At 67.3% G+C, this 14899-nt stretch carries 16 protein-coding genes; 4 read left to right on the top strand and 12 right to left on the bottom strand.

Translation table 11 applies throughout. From position 1 onward, the window contains the following. Nucleotides 1–21 precede the first annotated feature (21 nt). Entirely contained in the window at nt 22–1284 is a 1263-nt protein-coding gene (gene wecC, locus U1H82_RS06000; RefSeq protein WP_322964013.1) for a UDP-N-acetyl-D-mannosamine dehydrogenase, read from the bottom strand. Further along, nucleotides 1268–2410 (bottom strand): non-hydrolyzing UDP-N-acetylglucosamine 2-epimerase, encoded by a 1143-nt coding sequence (wecB, locus tag U1H82_RS05995; protein WP_322964012.1) that lies wholly within the window; start codon nt 2408–2410, stop codon nt 1268–1270. The genes wecC and wecB overlap by 17 nt, the downstream gene beginning before the upstream one ends. Before the next feature lie 112 nt (nt 2411–2522). On the opposite strand from wecB, the gene galU reads away from it, so the two are divergent. Then, the gene (galU, locus tag U1H82_RS05990) at nt 2523–3383 is read left to right on the top strand and encodes a UTP--glucose-1-phosphate uridylyltransferase GalU (protein ID WP_219019345.1); all 861 of its coding nucleotides are present in this window, start codon (nt 2523–2525) and stop codon (nt 3381–3383) included. A 90-nt stretch (nt 3384–3473) separates the two neighbouring features. On the opposite strand, the gene U1H82_RS05985 is transcribed toward galU, so the two are convergent. The 8 genes from U1H82_RS05985 to U1H82_RS05950 are packed head-to-tail and all read right to left on the bottom strand — an operon-like array spanning nt 3474 to nt 10072. Beyond that, nucleotides 3474–3830 carry a hypothetical protein gene (locus U1H82_RS05985; protein ID WP_322964011.1) on the bottom strand — a complete coding sequence of 119 codons (357 nt, stop codon included), beginning with the start codon at nt 3828–3830 and terminating at the stop codon, nt 3474–3476. Continuing rightward, on the bottom strand, nt 3827–4594 hold the full coding sequence (locus U1H82_RS05980) for a HesA/MoeB/ThiF family protein (RefSeq protein ID WP_322964420.1): 768 nt from the start codon (nt 4592–4594) through the stop codon (nt 3827–3829). The genes U1H82_RS05985 and U1H82_RS05980 overlap by 4 nt, the downstream gene beginning before the upstream one ends. Then, nucleotides 4591–5028: a hypothetical protein gene (locus U1H82_RS05975; protein WP_322964010.1), complete on the bottom strand. Its 438-nt coding sequence runs from the start codon at nt 5026–5028 to the stop codon at nt 4591–4593. The genes U1H82_RS05980 and U1H82_RS05975 overlap by 4 nt, the downstream gene beginning before the upstream one ends. Further along, on the bottom strand, nt 5025–5474 hold the full coding sequence (dut, locus tag U1H82_RS05970) for a dUTP diphosphatase (RefSeq protein ID WP_322964009.1): 450 nt from the start codon (nt 5472–5474) through the stop codon (nt 5025–5027). The genes U1H82_RS05975 and dut overlap by 4 nt, the downstream gene beginning before the upstream one ends. Further along, complete coding sequence (coaBC, locus tag U1H82_RS05965; protein ID WP_322964008.1) at nt 5471–6658, bottom strand: bifunctional phosphopantothenoylcysteine decarboxylase/phosphopantothenate--cysteine ligase CoaBC; 1188 nt, start codon at nt 6656–6658, stop codon at nt 5471–5473. Before coaBC ends, dut begins: the two co-directional genes overlap by 4 nt. Beyond that, complete coding sequence (locus U1H82_RS05960) at nt 6655–7761, bottom strand: hypothetical protein (protein WP_322964007.1); 1107 nt, start codon at nt 7759–7761, stop codon at nt 6655–6657. The genes coaBC and U1H82_RS05960 overlap by 4 nt, the downstream gene beginning before the upstream one ends. 15 nt (nt 7762–7776) lie before the next feature. Beyond that, entirely contained in the window at nt 7777–9312 is a 1536-nt protein-coding gene (gene ubiB, locus U1H82_RS05955; protein WP_322964006.1) for a 2-polyprenylphenol 6-hydroxylase, read from the bottom strand. A gap of 28 nt (nt 9313–9340) precedes the next feature. Continuing rightward, nucleotides 9341–10072, bottom strand: coding sequence for a class I SAM-dependent methyltransferase (locus U1H82_RS05950; protein ID WP_042490299.1), 732 nt, complete (start codon nt 10070–10072; stop codon nt 9341–9343). Between the two features lie 79 nt (nt 10073–10151). Between U1H82_RS05950 and mutM the strand changes: the two genes are divergently transcribed. The 3 genes from mutM to dnaA all read left to right on the top strand — a co-directional run bounded on the left by mutM (nt 10152) and on the right by dnaA (nt 13338). Beyond that, nucleotides 10152–10967, top strand: coding sequence for a bifunctional DNA-formamidopyrimidine glycosylase/DNA-(apurinic or apyrimidinic site) lyase (mutM, locus tag U1H82_RS05945; RefSeq protein ID WP_322964005.1), 816 nt, complete (start codon nt 10152–10154; stop codon nt 10965–10967). Nucleotides 10968–11054: 87 nt separating this feature from the next. After that, on the top strand, nt 11055–11318 hold the full coding sequence (rpsT, locus tag U1H82_RS05940) for a 30S ribosomal protein S20 (protein WP_322964004.1): 264 nt from the start codon (nt 11055–11057) through the stop codon (nt 11316–11318). Between the two features lie 481 nt (nt 11319–11799). Continuing rightward, entirely contained in the window at nt 11800–13338 is a 1539-nt protein-coding gene (gene dnaA / locus U1H82_RS05935) for a chromosomal replication initiator protein DnaA (protein ID WP_322964003.1), read from the top strand. Nucleotides 13339–13344: 6 nt separating this feature from the next. Here dnaA and U1H82_RS05930 read toward each other — a convergent pair whose 3' ends face one another. Beyond that, nucleotides 13345–13890: a P-loop NTPase family protein gene (locus tag U1H82_RS05930; protein WP_322964002.1), complete on the bottom strand. Its 546-nt coding sequence runs from the start codon at nt 13888–13890 to the stop codon at nt 13345–13347. Continuing rightward, nucleotides 13890–14897, bottom strand: a complete 1008-nt coding sequence (gene trpS, locus U1H82_RS05925; protein WP_322964001.1) for a tryptophan--tRNA ligase — start codon at nt 14895–14897, stop codon at nt 13890–13892. The genes U1H82_RS05930 and trpS overlap by 1 nt, the downstream gene beginning before the upstream one ends. Nucleotides 14898–14899 lie beyond the last annotated feature (2 nt).

Genomic DNA, 14899 nt, shown 5'->3' with positions numbered 1-14899 from the left:
GCGTGCAATGCGAAGCGGCGGTCAGCTCTGGTCGGGCCAGAGCCCGCGTGTATCCAGAACGGTCTTGCCCCGACGCTCGTCGAGCGGAACGGATCGGAAAAGGTCGTGATCGACCAGAACGACCATCGCCGAACAAGTTTCCAAGGCGGTGTCGATATCGATCAGCCGAGCGCCGGTGCCGTCGAATGCGCGGGGCAACGCGCTGGCATAGGGTTCGACGATATGGATGCGTTCCGCGAACCGACTGGCGAGCGCAGTGGCGACCTTCAGCGCGGGGCTTTCGCGGAAATCGTCGATATTGGCCTTGAAGGCGAGGCCCAGGCACGCGACCGGTCCGTCCTGCGCCTCGACCATCGCGGCGGCGCGGGCGATGACATGATCGGTCTTGCCGTCATTCACCTCGCGCGCGGTGCGGATCAGCGGCGTATTGGCGGGGTCGGCCGCGACCAGGAACCAGGGGTCGACCGCGATGCAATGGCCGCCCACGCCGGGCCCTGGCGACAGGATGTTGACGCGCGGATGGCGGTTGGCCAGCCGGATCACCTCCCACACATCGACACCCAGCGTGTCCGCCACCAGGCTGAGTTCATTGGCAAAGGCGATATTGACGTCGCGAAACGCGTTTTCGGTCAGCTTGGTCATCTCCGCCGCCCGCGCGGTGGCGGTGACGCAGGCGCCGCGCACGAAGCGCCGATAAAAGGCCAGCGCCTTGCGCGCGCAGCGCGGGGTGATGCCGCCGATGACCCGGTCATTGTCGATCAGCTCGACCAGGATACGCCCCGGCAAGACGCGCTCGGGGCAATAGGCGATGGCGATATCGGCCTGCTCGCCCGGCCGGGTGACACCGGGCATTTTCAGGTCGGGCCGTTCGCCTGCGATCAGGTCGCGGACCTGCTCGGTCGTGCCGACGGGCGAGGTCGACTCCAGGATTACCGTGTCCCCGGTCTTCAGCACCGGCGCGATCGCGCGCGCGGCATCGAGGACATAGGTGATGTCGGGCTGACGATCGTCGGTGAAGGGAGTCGGCACCGCGATGACGAAAATCTCGGCAGGTGCGACGGTCAGCGAGGCCTTCAGGCTGCCACGTGCGACCACGCCGGAGACGAGGCCGTCCAGATCGACCTCCTCGATATGGACGCGACCCGAATTGATCGTGTCCACGACGGAGGGCGTGACGTCGACACCGGTGACCATCGCGCCGGTGCGCGCGATGACGGCGGCGGTGGGCAGGCCGATATAGCCCAGCCCCATCACCGTGACCGAGAGTTCAGAGTCCAAGGGCATCAGTCATGATCCTGTTGATCTGCTCGGCGGTGTCGCCCGAGCCGAACGGGTTGTGCGCGCGCGCCATCGCGGCATAAAGATCGGCATCGTCGAGCAACGCGAAGACTTCCCGTGCGATCCGATCCTCGTCGGTTCCGATCAGCCGGGCTGTGCCCGCTGCAACGCCTTCGGGGCGTTCGGTCGTCTCGCGCATGACGAGAACCGGCTTGCCGAGCGCGGGGGCTTCTTCCTGCACGCCGCCCGAGTCGGTCAGCACGATATGGGCAGCATCCAGCGCGCGGACGAAGTGCGGATAATCGAGCGGGGCGATCCGGGCGATGGCGGGGTGATCGCCCAGCACTTCGTCCATGACCGCGACGACATTGGGATTGGGGTGGACGGGGAAGAGGATGCCGACATCCGGACGGTCGGCGATCCGGCGCAGCGCGCGGGCGATCGCGGCCATGCCGTCGCCGAAATTCTCGCGCCGATGCGTCGTCACGAGGACGATCCGCTTGCCCGCCAGCCGCGCCAGCACCGGATCGAGCCCGGCCGCCAGCGCCGGATCGGCGGCAATTCGTCCGCGTGTCCAGTGAAGCGCGTCGATCACGCTGTTGCCCGTGACATGGACCTTGCCCGGATCGATCCCCTCCGCCCGGAGCGCGGCGGCGGCGGTTTCGGTCGGGGCGAAATGCAGCGCGGCGATCGGCGCGATCATCCGCCGGTTCACTTCCTCGGGCCAGGGCTGATAGATATCGCCGGAGCGCAACCCCGCCTCGACATGGGCGACGGGCACTTTGCGGTAATAGGCGGCCAGTGCGCCTGCCATGGCGGTCGCGGTATCGCCCTGTACGACCACCATCGCGGGGCGCTCGCTATCCATCACCTCGCCCAGCCCGGTCAGCAGCCTCGCGGTCAGCCGGTCGAGCGACTGGCCGGGCTCCATCAGGTCCAGATCATGATCGGGCGTCAGATCGGCGATATCCAGCACCTGATCGAGCATCCCCCGGTGCTGGGCGGTCACGCAAACCCGCACCGGTGCCGCATTCGATGTACGCAAGGCCCTGATAACAGGGAACAGTTTGATCGCTTCCGGCCTTGTGCCGAAGACGATGAGAATAGGGGCAGGGATCGGGGGGCGCGTCATCGGGCGATTCGTAACCTGTCGCTTTTAAGGACACCCTAATCGCATCCCGGCGGCGCAAGGCTATGTTGCGCCGCACGATCCGGCTAGAGGCATATCGATCCAGGGAGGTTTCATGACGATCAAGAAGGTTCGCAAGGCTGTTTTTCCTGTCGCCGGTCTGGGAACGCGCTTTCTGCCCGCGACCAAGTCGATGCCGAAGGAGATGCTGACCGTCGTCGACAAGCCGCTGATCCAGTACGCCGTCGAGGAAGCGCTGGAAGCGGGGATTGAGCAGATCATCTTCGTCACCGGTCGCGGCAAGGGCGCGCTGGAGGATCATTTCGACATCTCCTACGAACTCGAAGCCACGATGAAGGCGCGCGGCAAGAGCCTCGCGGTGGTCGAGGGCATTCGCCAGAAGCCGGGTTCGCCCGTTTACGTCCGCCAGCAGGAGCCGCTGGGCCTGGGCCATGCCGTGTGGTGCGCGCGCGAGATCGTCGGCGACGAGCCCTTCGCGGTGCTGCTGCCCGACGAGCTGATGGTCGGCGGCTTCATGAAGCAGATGGTCGAGGCCTATGATCAAGTCGGCGGCAACGTCATCGGTGCGCTGGAAGTGCCAGACAGCGAGACCGACAAATATGGCATCATCTCGCCGGGCAAGCAGGACGGTCGTCTGACCGAAGTGACCGCGCTGGTCGAAAAGCCCAAGGGCAAGGCGCCGTCCAACCTGATGATCCCCGGCCGCTACATCCTCCAGCCCGAGGTCATGCAGATCCTCGACGCGCAGGAGCCGGGTGCGGGCGGCGAAATCCAGCTGACCGACGCGATGGCCAAGCTGATCGGCAACCAGCCCTTCCACGGCTTCACCTTCGACGGCCAGCGTTACGATTGCGGCGACAAGGCGGGCTGGCTGACCGCGAACCTGGCGCTGGGTCTGGCGCGCGAGGACATCGGTCCGGCGGTGCGGGAATTCGCCAAGAACCTGCTCGGCTGACTTGATCCGTCCAAGTTGACGAAGGGGGCGGGGCCGAAAGGCTACCGCCCCTTTTCATTCCTCCCCATCGTTGATGGGGAGGAATGGTGTTTACCGTCCGCGCCGCTCACCCCGCCGCGCGAGCCAGCCGAAGGTCAGCAGGATCAGTGTCGGGCACAGCATCGTGTTCCAAATGTCGAACCAGCTGGCGGGCAGATTGCCCTCGTCGGTGGCATAGAAGGGCTGGAGCAGGTCATAGGCTTCGTTGATCGTCTCGATCACCAAGACCGTCAGCCAGCAGCGCCAGTCCCAGGGCTTGCGTCGCATGATCAGCGCCGAGAGGGTCAGGATCGCCATGCCCGCATAGGCATGCAGCGTGCTGTCGGGCAGGCCGGTGACTTGCCCGATCCAGCTCTTGTCGCCGGTCCAGTCGAGCCAGCCGGGCGGCGGCGCGGGCCGCGCGCTCATGCCGCCACCGCGACGGTCCGGGCGCAGCGGCAGCCTGGGTCCTTGGGCAGCGCCAGCGTCCGGAAGCGCATCGTCAACATATCTGCAATCATGATCGTCCCTGCCATATCCCGGCCAAAGCCTGCGACCGCGCGTATCGTCTCCAGCGCGGCGAGGCTGCCCATCACGCCGGTCACCGGGCCCAGCACCCCGTCATCGGCGCAGCTTTGCCCCGCCTGATCGGCGGCGTCGCCGACGAAGCAGCGATAACAGGGCTTGTCGCTTTCCCAGCCGCGATAAACGGCTAGCTGCCCCTCGAACTGTCCGACCGCCGCCGAGACGAGCGGGATGCGTCGTGCCAGTGCGGCATCGGCGACCGCCAGCCGGGTGGCGAAATTGTCGCATCCGTCCAGCACCACGTCCGCACCGTCGATCAGCGTACCGGCATTGTCCGCCGTGATACGGACCCGGTGAGTCTCAATGACGACATGCGGATTCAGCCGCGCGACATGGGCGGCGGCGGCGTCCACCTTGGCCAGTCCCCGATCCTCGGTGGTGAAGATGGTCTGGCGTTGCAGGTTGGACGGTTCGACCACATCGTCGTCGATCAGGACCAGCGACCCGACCCCGGCAGCGGCGAGATACTGGATGGCGGGCGATCCGATGCCGCCTGCGCCGATCACCGCGATCCGCGCCTGTCTGAGCCGAAGCTGTCCTCCCCCTCCGAATTCGCGGAGCACGATATGGCGGGCATAGCGGTCGAGTTCGTCGTCGGTCAGGATCATCCCGGCCATGTATAGGTGATGACCGTGCGATACCAGCGACCGCCCGGAATCGTGGTGCGGTGGGCCAGGTGGCGCACCATGCGCTGTGCCGCGCCTGCGGTGAACTGTTCGACCGTGGGGCAGCCGATGGCGAGCGGCACGATGCTGTCGGCGCCGCCATCGGTGCCGATCCGGATGGCGAGCGGTACGGCCAGCACCATCTGCGCATCCGTCGCCTTGGCACGGGAGCAGCGGCCCGCCGTCACCTCGTCGCGGACGAAGCGGACCATGTCGGGTCCGGCGGGCGGCAGGGTGATCGCGGCGAGCGTCGACCAGTCATGCGGTGGTTCGGCGGGATTAGGAGCAGATATGGCCCCCGGAGCCGGAGCTTGAGCCGGGGGCGTCGGCGCGGTCGTCGTCTGCACTGAGACGGCGAGGAGCAGTGCGGCGATCACCGTCCGGTCGACCCGAAGCCGCCGTCACCCCGCTGCGTCTCTCCCAGTTCGTCGACTTGCGTGAGGGTCGCGCGCTGAACGGGGGCGGGGACCAGCTGGGCGATGCGTTCGCCGCGCACGACCTCGAACGGCTCTTCGCCCAGATTGGCGAGGATCACCTTCACCTCGCCACGATAATCCTCATCGATGGTGCCGGGCGTGTTGAGGCAGGTGATGCCGTTCTTCAGCGCCAGGCCCGAGCGTGGGCGCACCTGCACCTCATATCCCGGCGGGATGGCGATGGCGAAGCCGGTCGCGACGGCGGCACGTTTGCCGGGCTCCAGCGTCAGCGTCTCGGCGGCGACCACGTCCATGCCCGCCGCGCCGGGGGTGGCATAGGCGGGCAGCGGAAGCCCCTCGCCATGGGGCAAGCGTTTGAGGGCAATGGAGATTGGTGCAAGCGTCATGGCGCGTCTTGTAGCGCATCGGCGATACGTTGCGCGAGCCCCCTGGCGACATCGTCCTTGCCCATCCGCTCCCAGCTTTCGACGCCGTCGGCGGTAATGAGGTGGACGCGGTTCGCCTCGCCGCCGAACACATCGCCCGATACGTCATTGGCGACGATCCAGTCGGCCCGCTTGCGCAGGCGCTTGGCGACGGCATGGTCGATGACATGCTCGGTCTCGGCGGCGAAGCCGACGACCAGAGCGGGGCGGTTCGGCGCGGCGGCCAGGGTGGCGAGGATGTCGGGATTCTCGACCAGCATCAACGTGGGGACGGCACCGCCATCCTTCTTGACCTTCTGCCCGGCGGCCTCGACTCGCCAGTCGGCGACGGCGGCGACCATCACTGCGGCATCGGCGGGCAGCGCCGCGGCAACCGCCTGCGCCATGTCGCGCGCGGTCTCGACATTCACCCGGTCAACGCCGGGCGGGGTGGGTAGCGTCACCGGCCCAGCCACCAGCGTCACCCGCGCGCCCAGCACCGCCAGCGCCCCCGCGATCGCAAAGCCCTGTCGCCCCGAGGAGCGATTGGCGATGTAGCGGACCGGATCGATCGGCTCGTGAGTCGGGCCCGCCGTTATCAGCACATGCCGCCCCGTCAGCGGGCGATGGGCGGGGGCCAGCTTGGCCTCGATCGCCGACAGGATCGCAGGCGGTTCGGGCAGGCGGCCGGGGCCGAACTCGCCGCATGCCATCGCGCCTTCGTCGGGGGCCATCACCGTGACGCCATCGGCGCGCAGCCGCGCCACATTGCGCTGCGTCGCGGGGTGCAGCCACATGCGCACGTTCATCGCGGGCGCGACCAGCACCGGCGTATCGGTGGCGAGCAGCAGGGTCGTCGCCAGATCATCGGCATGACCGTTCGCCATCCGCGCGATCAGATCGGCGGTGCCCGGCGCGACGACCACCAGGTCCGCCTCGCGGCTGAGCTGGATATGCCCCATCTCGGCCTCGTCCTTCAGGTCCCACAGGGTGGTGAAGACCTGGTTCTCCGACAGCGCGGCGAGCGTCATCGGCGTGACGAAATGGCTGCCCCCCTCGGTCAGGACGCAGCGGACGCTGTGCCCATTCTTGCGGAGCAGGCGGATCAACTCGCACGATTTATAGGCGGCGATGCCACCGCCGACGATCAACAGGATATGGCTCATCGCACGATTCGCCTCACGGTGATGCGTCGCCGGTCGCGTGCCGCCGCGATCAACGCGCGCACCGCGTCGGGGGCGAAGACGACGCCAAGGAACAAAAGGGGCGCGACCATCAGCGTAAAGGCCAGTGCGCCGGTCAGCAACGCCATTAGCGCATAGGCGGCCAAAGTGATCGCTGTCCGCCGCGCCACCGGCTGCCGCCAATGCGCCCAGCCCAAGGCGGCGAACAGCGCGAGCGGCAGTGCGATGATGGCGGGCAACACCCCGACCCCGCTGGCCGAGGCGGTCGCCGCCAGCCATTCACCCGGCGCCTGGAGGGTGATGGGCGCGGCGATGACGGGGTCGATCGGGCCGACCATCGCGTTCAGCGCATGGGTATGCGCCGCGTAGACGATCATCGCGATCGCGGTCGCAATGATCCAGCCCGTCGCCTCACGATGTGCCCCCGCGCGCCACGCGAGGAAACCCATCAGCAGCGCATGGAGCAGCGCGACGGGGCTAAGGATCATTGCGACCAGCCCCAGCGCGACGGCGGTCGGCATGGCATCGGGGCGGCGCTGGACCAGCGAAAGCGCGATCAGCAGTGCGGCCCAGACTTCGGGCACCGCGACCATCGTCGGGTCGATCGCCAGATAGAGCCCGGCCACGAGCAGGACGACCGCCAATGCGCGCGGACCGTTCCGCTCGAACAGCGGCCAGCAGCGCCGCGCCCAGCCTATAACCACGGCCAGCCCGATCAGCAGCAACAGCGCATGGCCGACGATCGGCGGCAGCAGTGCCAGCGTCACGGGCAGGGCGGGCAGCGGCACCGCGAGCAGCACGGGGCGCAAGGGCCGCGCATTCTCGCGCAAGGCATCGATGGCGGCGGGGTAGAAGCCCTGGCCATGCCGGACATGATCGAGGATCGCCGCAGAGACCGGGGGCAGGCGGTCGGCCACCGGATCGATCGGCGTGCGGGTCAGCACCGCTGCGGCCATCATCACGAACAGCAGCACCAACACACCGACTGCGACCGGCGGCGTCATGCCCGACAACCGCCCCGGCTGGTTCAGCCAGAGCGGCCGCGAGGGGCGGCGCAGGGGTGCGGGGGGCGCGCTGCCCGGCATTCCTATCCCAGCATCCTACCGAAGCACGGCCAGGGTGGCCGCGACCCCGGCGGCGGCCGACAGCATGGAGATCAGCGCATAGCGCCAGCCGCCGCCGATCCGCACGACCTCGATCTGCTTGAGGGGCGGGGCGGGGGGCTCGCCACCGGGGGCGGGGTAGCGCGCCTCGATCCGCCGGACCAGATCGGGCAGGCGGGCGATGGTGCGGACATCCTCGATCAAGCGGTCGGCGATCTTGGCCTCGGGGCCGAGTTCGGTGCGAATCCACTCACGCACGAAGGGCGCGGCCGAGTCCCACAGGTTGATGTCGGGATCGAGGCTGGTCGCCACGCCCTCGACCATCACCATCGTCTTTTGCAGCAGCAGCAGATGCGGCTGCGTCACCATGTCGAAATCGCGGGTGATCGAGAACAGCCCGTCCAGCATCATGCCGATCGACATGTCCTTGACCGGCAGGCCGCGCATCGGCTCGCCCACGGCGCGCAGCGCGGTCGCGAACTCGGCGACATTGTGGTGCGAAGGCACATAGCCCGCCTCGAAATGGATCTCGGCGACACGCTTATAATTGCCGGTAATCAGGCCATAGAGGATTTCGGCCAGCCAGACGCGTGCGCGCCGGTCGATCCGGCCCATGATGCCGAAGTCGATCGCGGCGATCTTATTGCCGGGCAGGGCGAACAAATTGCCCTGGTGCATATCGGCGTGGAAGAAGCCCTCGGCGATCGCCTGACGCAGGAAGGCGCGCACCAGCGTCTGGGCGAGGTGCGGCAGGTCGTATCCCGCCTCGACCAGCGCCTGGCGGTTGGACAGTTTGATCCCGTCGACCCATTCGACCGTCAGAACCTTGGCGGTCGAGCGCGCCCAGTCGATCTGCGGCACGACGAAATCGGGCTCGGCGGTCATCGACTCGGCGAGTTCGGAGGCCGAGGCCGCCTCGCGCCGGAAGTTTAGCTCGCGCAGCGTCCAGCGGCGGAAATTCTCGACCGTCAGGCGCGGGCGCAGGCGCGCGGCCTCGGGGCTCATCCCCTCGACCTGGGCGGCGGCCCATTGATAGGTGTCGATCGCGCGGGTGAAGTCGTCCTCGACGCCGGGGCGCAGCACCTTGACGGCGACCGTCCGGCCATCGGTGGTCACCGCGCGGTGGACCTGCGCGATGGAGGCGGCGCCGACCGGCACCTCCTCGATCGAGGAAAAGAAGTGCGAGGGCGGGCGGCCCATGCTCGCCTCCATCGCGGCGGCGATCGTCGCGAAGGGGACGGGGGGCAACTGGTCCTGTAGACGCAGCAGATCGTGTGCGGCTTCATCGCCGACCAGGTCGGGGCGGGTGGCCAGCGTCTGGCCCAGCTTGATCGCGGCCGGGCCGATCGCCTGGAACGCATCGGCATAGGCGGGCTTGGCGGGCACGCGCGCGCCGAAACGGGCGATGCGCGCCAGTCGCCGCACGGGCGCGGGCGTGTTGGGATCGCGCTCGATGCCCTTCAGCGCGCCATGCCGCGCCAGCGTCCGCCCCCATTTGAGCAAACGCCACAGATGCACCACCGGTTGGGTCACAGGGCGTTTCCGCCCAGGCGTCCTCGCATCAAATCTTCCAGCCCGAATGGATCGCGACCAGCCCGCCCATGATCGGCTCGACCTTGGTCTCGACAAAGCCCGCCTCGCGGATCATCCGCTCGAAGGTCGGCATGTCGGGGAAGCGGCGGATCGACTCGATCAGATAGCGATAGCTGTCCGCATCGCCCGCCAGCATCTGACCCAGCTTGGGCACCAGTTTGTGCGAATAGGCGTCATACACCTCCGAAAAACCCGGCCAGACGGTGGTCGAGAATTCCAGGCAGAAAAATCGCCCGCCACGCCGCAGGACGCGGTGCGCTTCCTTCAGTGCTGCCGGAATGTCGGTGACGTTCCGGATGCCGAACGCAATCGTATAGGCGTCGAAGAACTTGTCGGGGAAGGTCAGCGACTCGGCATTGGCCTCGGTCCAGACCAGCTCGTCGAAGCCGCGCTCCGCCGCGCGCTTCATGCCGACTTCCAGCATCGCCGGATTGATGTCGGCGACCGTGATGCTCGCGCCCGACTCGGCCAGGCGGAAGGCGATGTCGCCGGTACCGCCCGCCATGTCGAGGATCTGATCGCTGGCGCGCGGCTTCACCCGGCGCACGAAGCGATCCTTCCACAGCCGGTGCATACCGCCCGACATGGCATCGTTCATCAGGTCATATTTGGCGGCGACATTGGTAAACACGCTGCCGACACGGGCGACCTTTTCGTCGCGGGGCACATCTTCATAGCCGAAGGAGACGGTATCGCTCATGGGGATGCCCTAGCCCGGCCTTGCTGGCGGGGCAAACGCTACCTAGCTGTTGGGCTTACGAAAGCCATTCCGAGAGACGATGCCCGAACTTCCCGAGGTCGAAACGACGGTCCGCGGCCTGACTCCGGTCCTGGCGGGCGCACGGCTGACGCTGGTCGAACCGCGCCGTGCCGATCTGCGCCGTCCCTTTCCCGCCGACCTGCGCCAGCGGATGACAGGGGCGACGGTCACCGCGCTCGGACGCCGCGCCAAATATGGCCTGATCGACACCGATCGCGGCGACACCATGGTCTTTCACCTCGGCATGTCGGGGCGCTGGCGGATCGATCCCGGCGAGCCGCAGACGCATGACCATCTCCTGCTGGAAACCGATGCGGGGCGGCGGCTGGCGCTGAACGATCCCCGGCGATTCGGTTTCGTCGACCTGTGGCCGACCGCCGAACTGGCCAGCTATCCGCCGTTTCTGGTCATGGGGCCGGAGCCGCTGGGGCCGGACTTCACCGCCGACTATCTGGCCAAGGCCTTGGAGGGGCGGGCGGCGCCCATCAAGGCGATGCTGCTCGATCAACGGATCGTCGCGGGCCTGGGCAATATCTATGTGTGCGAAGCGCTGCACATGGCGAAGATCACGCCGGGCCGGGCGGGCGGGCAGATTTCCAGGGCGCGACTCGTCCGGCTGGTCGAGGCGATCCGTGCCGTGCTGGAGGCCGCAATTCTGGCGGGCGGATCGTCGCTTCGCGATTATGTGAGGCCGGACGGCGAATTGGGCTATTTCTCCAAGGAATGGCGCGTCTATGGTCGCGAGGGCGAGCCATGTGAATGCGGCACGATCGTTCGGCGGCGGACCGATTCGGGGCGCTCGACTTTCTGGTGTGCGACCTGCCAGCGCAGTTGACGGGATGCCCGCCAGTCGGTAAGGGCGGCGGCTTCAAAGCTGGTGCGTCGCGCCGCTATCCCTTTTGATCGAGATTTAGAGGTTTTCATGGCGAACACGCCGCAGGCCAAAAAGCGTATCCGTCGCAACGAGCGTCGCGCCGTCATCAACGGCAACCGCGTCAGCCGCATCCGTACCTTCGTGAAGAAGGTCGAAGCCGCGCTGGCCGCTGGTGACAAGGAAACCGCGACGGTCGCTCTGGCCGCGGCGCAGCCGGAAATGGCGCGCGGCGTCGCCAAGGGCGTGCTGCACAAGAACACGGTCGCGCGCAAGTTCTCGCGCCTGACCAAGCGCGTCGCCGCACTGGCCTAAAAAGCCTCTCGGTTTCCGCGACGAAAACAACCCGCCGGGGGCGGTCCCCCGGCGGGTTTTTTCGTGCGTCCATCGTCCCGCCGTTAACCCTTTTGCGGATGCGATCCGGGGGAACAATCCCACGTTTCGCGCAACGCCAGCTTAATCCGCGATTCGAGTGATTCGGGTTTGGCTAGGTTGTCCAAGGGCGTGGTTAATATCGAGCAATTTCAAAGTGTTATGAGATATTTGGACGGGTTTCTGCGGGCTTTTGCCTGTCAATCCGGTTTATTTCAGATTTATGGCCGGACATGGTCTTGATCGGACCCCGTCATCGCTCATAATCGGTTTCCCAGCGGCGGTGCTTCGTGCCCCGCGTCATGGACATAGCGAAGTGACAGACCGGGTCGAATCCGTTTGATTCGCCGATGGGTAACGTGTCGCCGAGTGGAACAGGGGCTCGACCGCCCATCATGGGGGTCGGCAGAAGTGGAGTGCGCGGGTGACGAATTGGCAGGCAACGCGACCGACGACGGACCAGGCTCGTGCCTGGGCGCGCGTCCGCGCGAACCTGCGCGAATCGGCCGGTGCACGCCTGTTCGACCAGTGGCTGAAGCCCATGGAGCTGATCGAGGGGGACGAGCCCGACACGGTTCGCCTGGCGCTCCCGTCGGCCTTTGCGACCAATTGGGTGCGCAGCCATTATGCCGACCGCCTGCACCTGGAATTCAAGGCGGTGCTGCCCGAGGTCCGCTCGGTCGTCATCGAGACCCGCGCGCCCAGCAAGGTCGCCCGGTTGACCAGCGTCGAGACGCTGGAGCCTGCGCCTGCGCCGCGTACGGTCGCCGCTGCGCCGCAGCCGGTCGAGGATGCCGAGCAGCCGTCGCTCTTCGCCGTGCCGACGCCCGCCCCGGCGCCTGCGCCAGCGCCACGTCCGGCCCCGCGCGCCGCTGCGAAGGCGGCGAGCCCCGCGCCGGTGGCGGCCGTGGCAGCGCCGGCACTGCGCGCGCCCGCTGACCGGCCGCCGCTCGATCCGCGCCTGACCTTCGATCGCTTCGTGGTCGATTCGTCGAACCGCGTCGCGTTCAACGCCGCGCTCTCGCTCGCCGAGCCGGGTCCGCCGCGTTTCAGCCCGCTGTTCCTTCATGGCGGCACGGGGCAGGGCAAGACCCACCTGATGCACGCCATCGCCCATGCCTTTCTCGAGTCGCATCCCGATGCGGTCGTGCTGTGCATGTCGGCCGAGCGGTTCATGTTCGACTTCGTCGCGGCGATGCGGGCGCGCGACACGCACAGCTTCAAGTCGCGGCTGCGCTCGGCCGATCTGCTGCTGATCGACGATCTTCAGTTCATCGCGGGCAAGGATTCGACCCAGGAGGAATTCTTCCACACGGTCAACGAACTGGTCGGTGCGGGCAAGCGGCTGGTCATCTCGGCCGACCGCTCGCCCCAGTCGCTCGATGGCGTCGAACCGCGCATCATCGGCCGGTTGGGCGCAGGGCTCGTCGCCGACATCAAGGCGCCCGACCTGACGCTGCGCCGCACGATCCTGGACCGCAAGGTCGCCGATCTGCCCGAGATCGACGTGCCCAACGACGTGCTCGACCTGCTCGCTTCCCGTATTCGCGGCAATATCCGCGAGCTGGAAGGCGCGCTGAACCGGGTCGTTGCCTATGCACAGCTGACCGGCGACAAGATCGATCTGGAATTCGCCGTCGCCACGCTGGGCGAGGTGCTGCGCGGCGCGCAGCGGCGGATCACGATCGACGAAATCCAGAAGCTGGTCAGCCGTCACTTCGAACTCAAGCCGCTCGACCTGGTGTCGGCGCGTCGGGCCCGTGCGGTCGCGCGGCCGCGCCAGATCGCCATGTATCTCGCCAAGCGGTTGACCACCCGCTCATTGCCCGAGATCGGTCGCAAATTTGGTGGACGCGACCACTCGACCGTCATCTATGCGGTGCGCAAGATCGAGGAACTGCGCGATACCGACCGCGATATCGACAATGCGGTGCGGGTGCTGATGAAGGAATTGGAGGGCTAAGCCCCTTCACCCCATCAAGTCAGCGATAACCTGCTCCAGCGACGGCGGCCGGTCATATCGGATCAGCCGATCCTGCGCCTCGTCCAGGACGCGGACGATCCCCGGCCGCACCGCGCGGTGCCAGCGCCAGCAATAGGCCAGAAACCCGATATCCAGCCGCTCGGGGCATCCCGCCGCGCTATCGGGGCGGCACTGTCCATGGTGGCGGGCGATGCGCCGCAGGATGCGCGGAATCGTCACGCGGCGGGGCAGGTCGAGCAGGATGATCCGATCCGCCCGCGCCAGCCTGTCGCGGATCGCCGAGCCGTAATGCGCGCTGGAATAATTGCCGTCGATCACCCATTCGGGCCGCGCGGCGACAGCAGTCATATCGGCGATGAAATCCTGCCGGGGCCGGGTGACCCAGCCGGGCGCATGGAAGAGCGCGTCGCCATGCCAGACGGGCAGCGCGAGTCGCGCGCCCAGCAACCGGGCCAGCGTCGACTTGCCGCTGCCCGGTGGCCCCATCACCATGATCCGGCGAGGGACCGTGGTGACGGAGCCGGGCGTCATCAGATTTGCAGGCCCATGGTCCGCTGCACGTCGAGCAGCATGGGGGCGGCCAGATCGCGGGCCTTCTCCGCGCCGCGTTCCAGGATGCGGCCCACCTCGCCGCGATCGTCGAGCAAGCGGGTCAGCCGCTCGCGGATCGGGCCCAGCGTAGCGACCGCCAGATCGGCCAGCTCGGGCTTGAACGCACCGAAGCCCTTGCCCGCGAACTGCGCCAGCACATCGGCCGGTGCCCGGTCGGACAATGCAGCATAGATGGTGACGAGGTTGCGCGCCTCGGCCCGCCCTTCCAGCCCGTCCATCGTCTCGGGCAGGACGTCGGGGTCGGTCTTGGCCTTGCGGAATTTCTCGGCGATCTGGTCATCGGTGTCGATCAGCTTGACCAGCGACATTTCCGACGGGTTCGACTTGGACATTTTCGACGCGCCGTCGCGCAAGGACATGATGCGCGGCGCGGCGGCGCTGATCAGCGGTTCGGGAAGGGTGAAGACCTCGCGGCCATAGTCGTTGTTGAACTTGGTCGCGATGTCGCGCGCCAGTTCCAGATGCTGCTTCTGATCCTCGCCGACGGGGACATGGGTGGCATTGTAGAGCAGCACGTCGGCCGCCATCAGCACCGGATAGTCGTACAGACCGACGCTGGCGCCCTCGCGGTTCTTGCCCGCCTTGTCCTTGAACTGGGTCATGCGGTTCAGCCAGCCGACCCGCGCGACATTGTTCAGCAGCCAGCCCAGCTCGCTATGCTGCGGCACGCGCGTCTGGTTGAACAGGATCGAGCGTTCGGGATCGATCCCGGCCGCGATCAGGGTCGCGGTCATCTCGATGGTGTTGGCCGCCATGTCGGCGGGCGCGATCCATTCGGTCAGGCCGTGCAGGTCGGCGATGAAGTACATCGTCTCGCCGCCCTTGGCCTGGATGTCGTCCTGCATCGCCACCCACTGCTTCACGGCGCCCAGATAATTGCCGAGGTGGAGATTGCCCGTGGGCTTGATGCCGGAAACGACGCGCATGA

It is taken from the genome of Sphingomonas fuzhouensis (genome assembly GCF_034659795.1).
GTDB lineage: Bacteria > Pseudomonadota > Alphaproteobacteria > Sphingomonadales > Sphingomonadaceae > Sphingomonas > Sphingomonas fuzhouensis.
The sequence above is the reverse complement of the archived record's forward strand: the minus strand, read 5'-3'. Positions and strand labels throughout refer to the sequence as shown.

What these genes read in the sequence shown, in the direction of transcription:
- wecC (WP_322964013.1), bottom strand. Translation starts at nt 1,284, where the DNA reads ATGCCCTTGGACTCTGAACTCTCGGTCACGGTGATGGGGCTGGGCTAT.
- wecB (WP_322964012.1), bottom strand. Translation starts at nt 2,410, where the DNA reads ATGACGCGCCCCCCGATCCCTGCCCCTATTCTCATCGTCTTCGGCACA.
- galU (WP_219019345.1), top strand. Translation starts at nt 2,523, where the DNA reads ATGACGATCAAGAAGGTTCGCAAGGCTGTTTTTCCTGTCGCCGGTCTG.
- U1H82_RS05985 (WP_322964011.1), bottom strand. Translation starts at nt 3,830, where the DNA reads ATGAGCGCGCGGCCCGCGCCGCCGCCCGGCTGGCTCGACTGGACCGGC.
- U1H82_RS05980 (WP_322964420.1), bottom strand. Translation starts at nt 4,594, where the DNA reads ATGATCCTGACCGACGACGAACTCGACCGCTATGCCCGCCATATCGTG.
- dut (WP_322964009.1), bottom strand. Translation starts at nt 5,474, where the DNA reads ATGACGCTTGCACCAATCTCCATTGCCCTCAAACGCTTGCCCCATGGC.
- coaBC (WP_322964008.1), bottom strand. Translation starts at nt 6,658, where the DNA reads ATGAGCCATATCCTGTTGATCGTCGGCGGTGGCATCGCCGCCTATAAA.
- U1H82_RS05960 (WP_322964007.1), bottom strand. Translation starts at nt 7,761, where the DNA reads ATGCCGGGCAGCGCGCCCCCCGCACCCCTGCGCCGCCCCTCGCGGCCG.
- U1H82_RS05950 (WP_042490299.1), bottom strand. Translation starts at nt 10,072, where the DNA reads ATGAGCGATACCGTCTCCTTCGGCTATGAAGATGTGCCCCGCGACGAA.
- mutM (WP_322964005.1), top strand. Translation starts at nt 10,152, where the DNA reads ATGCCCGAACTTCCCGAGGTCGAAACGACGGTCCGCGGCCTGACTCCG.
- rpsT (WP_322964004.1), top strand. Translation starts at nt 11,055, where the DNA reads ATGGCGAACACGCCGCAGGCCAAAAAGCGTATCCGTCGCAACGAGCGT.
- U1H82_RS05930 (WP_322964002.1), bottom strand. Translation starts at nt 13,890, where the DNA reads ATGACGCCCGGCTCCGTCACCACGGTCCCTCGCCGGATCATGGTGATG.
- trpS (WP_322964001.1), bottom strand. Translation starts at nt 14,897, where the DNA reads ATGCGCGTCGTTTCCGGCATCAAGCCCACGGGCAATCTCCACCTCGGC.